The following is a 3,527-nucleotide window of genomic DNA, read 5'->3' on the forward strand; positions in this document are numbered from 1 at the left end:
CCGCCCGCTCAACGGCAACAAGTATTCGGCTCGTCCGGGCACGGAGCATGTGCACGTGATTCGTCTGGCCGAGGTCATTCTGATCAAGGCCGAAGCGCTGGCGCGTCTGAACCGACTGCCGGAAGCCGTGGCTGCGTACAACAAGGTGCGTGTGCGGGCCGGCATTCCTGTGCACACGCTGGGCAACCAGGTGACCACGCAGACCGATGTCATCAATGCCATCGAGCTCGAGCGTCGCCTGGAGCTGGCGTTTGAAGGCGATCGTTGGCCCGACCTCAATCGCTTGGGCAAGGCGATCGCGGTGAAGGGTCTCGCCGACCGCCCGGGCCAGGCGCTGTTCCCGATTCCGCTGCGCGACACGCGCACATCGCCGAATCTGCAGCAGAACCCGGGCTACTGATCGGGCGTGTTGCAGGGGAGGTAGGCGGATTTGCGTAGACGGGGGCGATCGGCGGCATGCCGGTCGCCCTTTGTCGTTTTCTGATGGACCCAGCCGCCTGGATCTTGACGTCAATCAAAAGTGAATCCAGATTCACTTTTCACGACTCATCATTCATATGGCCCTCGCACTCGTCCGAAAGCAGGTCATCGAGGACACGTACAACCGCGTCCTGCTCGTCACGCGCGATCTGATCGCGGAGGGCGGATGGCAGGCCGCGCAGATGTCCGCGATCGCTGGTCGATCCGGGCTCGCCATTGGTTCGCTGTATCGCTACTTCGACACCAAGGTGGATCTGTGCGTCCAGGTGCTCGCACAGGTCTCCGAGCACGAAGCCATGGTGGTGCAGTCCATTCTCGCATCGGGTGATGACGCCCCTTCGCGCTTGCGGGACGCGATTCGTGTGTTCGTGCGCCGCGCCTTTCGCAAGCCGCGTCTGGCCTATGCTCTGATCGCCGAACCGTGTGAGTCGGAGCTGGACGAAGCCCGTTTGCGTTATCGCAAGAATCTCGCGGATGTGTTCGCCGAGGTGATTCAGGAAGGTGCGTCACGCGGGGAGTTCGTCGCCGTGCCGGCCGACCTGCTGTCGACCTGCGTGATCGGCGCCATGATGGAGCCGCTCATTCAACCGCTGGCCCGCGAGCGGGAGCTGTCCCGGGGCGAACGGGAGGCGCTGGCCGACCACATCGCCGACCTGTGCATGCGCATGACCTGTGTGACGAGCGTGACCAGCGCGTCGCCTGCGGCCAAGGCCCGTCGCTCCAGGAAGCGGTAGCTCGATGGTGCCAGGGGCCGCGTATTCCATCCCGCTGCACCACGACAGCGAAACGCACGCGGTTCGCAATCAGGTCGCGCCAGCCGTGGGCTTCAACGCCTTTGCCGACGATGTCGTGCTACGCGGCGCCATCGAACGCCACGCCCCATGGGCGACCGACAAGGCGACGGCGCTCGGCGCACTCGTGGGGAATGCCGACGTGCAAGACGCGGCCCGGCTGGCCAATGACGTCGTGCCGGTGCTGCGCACCCACGATCGCAACGGCCACCGACTGGACTGGGTGGAGTACCACCCGGCATGGCATCAACTCATGGCCCTGGCGTTTGGCCACGAGGTGCACAGCCTGGCGTGGACGGCACCACATCCGTCGGCGCACTTTGCCCGCGCCGTGCAGAGCTATCTCTGGAATCAGGTGGAAAATGGCATCGCCTGCCCCACCGGCATGGCATATGCCGCCTGCGCAGGCTTTGCAGGGCGTCCGGAGTTCGCGCTGTGGCGGGAGAAGACGCTGTCCACCGCATACGACGCTCGGCGCCTGCCGATTGTCCAGAAGACGGGCGCGGTGATTGGCTATGCGATGACCGAAAAACAGGGCGGCTCCGACCTGCGGGAGACACAGACCACCGGCGAGTATGCCGGCACCGACGGTGATGCCACGCTGTACCGTTTGACCGGACACAAGTGGTTCTTCTCGGTGCCCGTGGCGGATGGATTTTTCACGCTCGCCCGGACGACCACCGGCGTGAGTTGCTTTTTCGTGCCGCGCCTGCTGCCCGACGGCACCAACAATGCGTTCGCCATTCAGCGACTCAAGGACAAATGTGGCAATCGCTCGAACGCGTCGAGCGAGATCGAGTTCCGCAACACGATGGCGTTGCTGGTGGGTGACGAAGGCCGTGGTATCCGCGAGATCCTGTCACATGCCCATCTCACCCGCCTCGACTTCGCCGTGGGATCCGCGGGCCTGATGCGCCATGCGCTCACCTTGGCCGTGCATCACGCCACATCGAGAACCGGCTTTGGCCGGCCCATGTCGCAGCTACCGATGCAGGAGAACGTGCTGGCAGACCTCGCGCTCGAGAGTGAGGCCGCCACACTGTCGGCCCTGCGTGTGGCAAGAGCCACCGACGACATGGCCGGCAATCCAACCGAGCGTCTGCTGGCCCGTCTCATGACGCCGGTGGTGAAATTCTGGAACTGCCAGCGGGCATCCGCTTTCGTGTACGAAGCGCTGCAGGTTCATGGGGGCAACGGCTTCATCATGGAGCACCCGGTGGCTCGCCTCTACCGGGAGGCGCCGCTCAATTCGATCTGGGAAGGCACGTCGAACATGATGTGCATGGATGTGCTGCGCGTTCTGTCGCGCGAGCCCGACAGCGCGGAGGTTTTCATGCATGAAGTGCATCGCGGCGGCACGACGGGCCGTGATCACTCGCGATTTCTCGACACGCTCCGCATCGATCTCTCCTCGGCATCGGTGCACGAAGGTCACGCCAGAGCACTGACCACGCGCATGGCGCTCGCGTTGCAGGCGAGCGAGCTCCTGCAGTTTTCCCCAGACACCGTGTCCCATCGTTTCGTCGAGTCACGCATCGGTGGTCAGCATGCCGGCGTGATCGGGACACTGCGCCCAGGCCGTGACCTCTCCACAATCGTGGAGCGGTCGGCCGTCACCAGTCACTGAACAGTCCCGTGAGCCGATACCTGTGCCATGAAGCGCCGGAGATCCGCGAGTTTGCCACGCAGATCGTCGCATCCGAACCCAATCGGTTGCTATTGGCCAGCAGCTACTTCTATCCGGGCGGTGGTGGACAACTCGCCGATCGTGGCCGTGTGACCGTTGATGGGCAGACATTTGCCGTTGCCGGCGTCGAAGACATCGATGGCCGTTGGTGGCACCTGCACGACGGTCCGGCCGATCTGCACGGCGAAGCGGTGGTGACCATCGATACCACCTTCCGCACGGACATGATGCAGCTGCACACCGCGCTGCATCTCGTGAACGCCTTCGTGTATCGGGCGTTCGAAGGCGCGTTGGTCACCGGGGTGCAGATGGGCACCGACCGCACGGCCCGGATTGATTTTGACCTGCCCGATACCGACAACGAACGCATCCGCGCACTGGAGCCTGACATCAATGCCGCGATTGCGGCAGACCTTCCGGTGTCGGCCGTGTATGTCGCACAGGACGAAGCGCTCCGCGAGCCGGGGCTACTGCGCAGCCGCTCCGTGGCTCCACCACCACAACCCGACGGCACCCTTCGTGTGGTCGTCATCGAAGGGCTCGACCGTCAGGCCTGTGGTGGAACGCAT

4 protein-coding genes are annotated in these 3,527 nt (G+C 64.2%); all 4 read left to right on the forward strand.

Features of this window, described 5'->3' with window-relative positions; translation table 11 throughout:
• On the forward strand, positions 1 to 400 hold a 400-nt coding region (locus VGE27_RS11220; RefSeq protein ID WP_331049743.1), incomplete at its 5' end, for a RagB/SusD family nutrient uptake outer membrane protein.
• Between the two features lie 157 nt (positions 401 to 557).
• On the forward strand, positions 558 to 1,214 hold the full coding sequence (locus tag VGE27_RS11225) for a TetR/AcrR family transcriptional regulator (RefSeq protein ID WP_331049744.1): 657 nt from the start codon (positions 558 to 560) through the stop codon (positions 1,212 to 1,214).
• Between the two features lie 4 nt (positions 1,215 to 1,218).
• On the forward strand, positions 1,219 to 2,898 hold the full coding sequence (locus VGE27_RS11230; RefSeq protein WP_331049745.1) for an acyl-CoA dehydrogenase family protein: 1,680 nt from the start codon (positions 1,219 to 1,221) through the stop codon (positions 2,896 to 2,898).
• An 8-nt stretch (positions 2,899 to 2,906) separates the two neighbouring features.
• Positions 2,907 to 3,527, forward strand: a 621-nt coding sequence (locus VGE27_RS11235) for an alanyl-tRNA editing protein (protein WP_331049746.1), incomplete at its 3' end; no start/stop codon positions are given.

The sequence above is a fragment of the Gemmatimonas sp. genome, from assembly GCF_036405635.1.
Taxonomy (GTDB): domain Bacteria; phylum Gemmatimonadota; class Gemmatimonadetes; order Gemmatimonadales; family Gemmatimonadaceae; genus Gemmatimonas.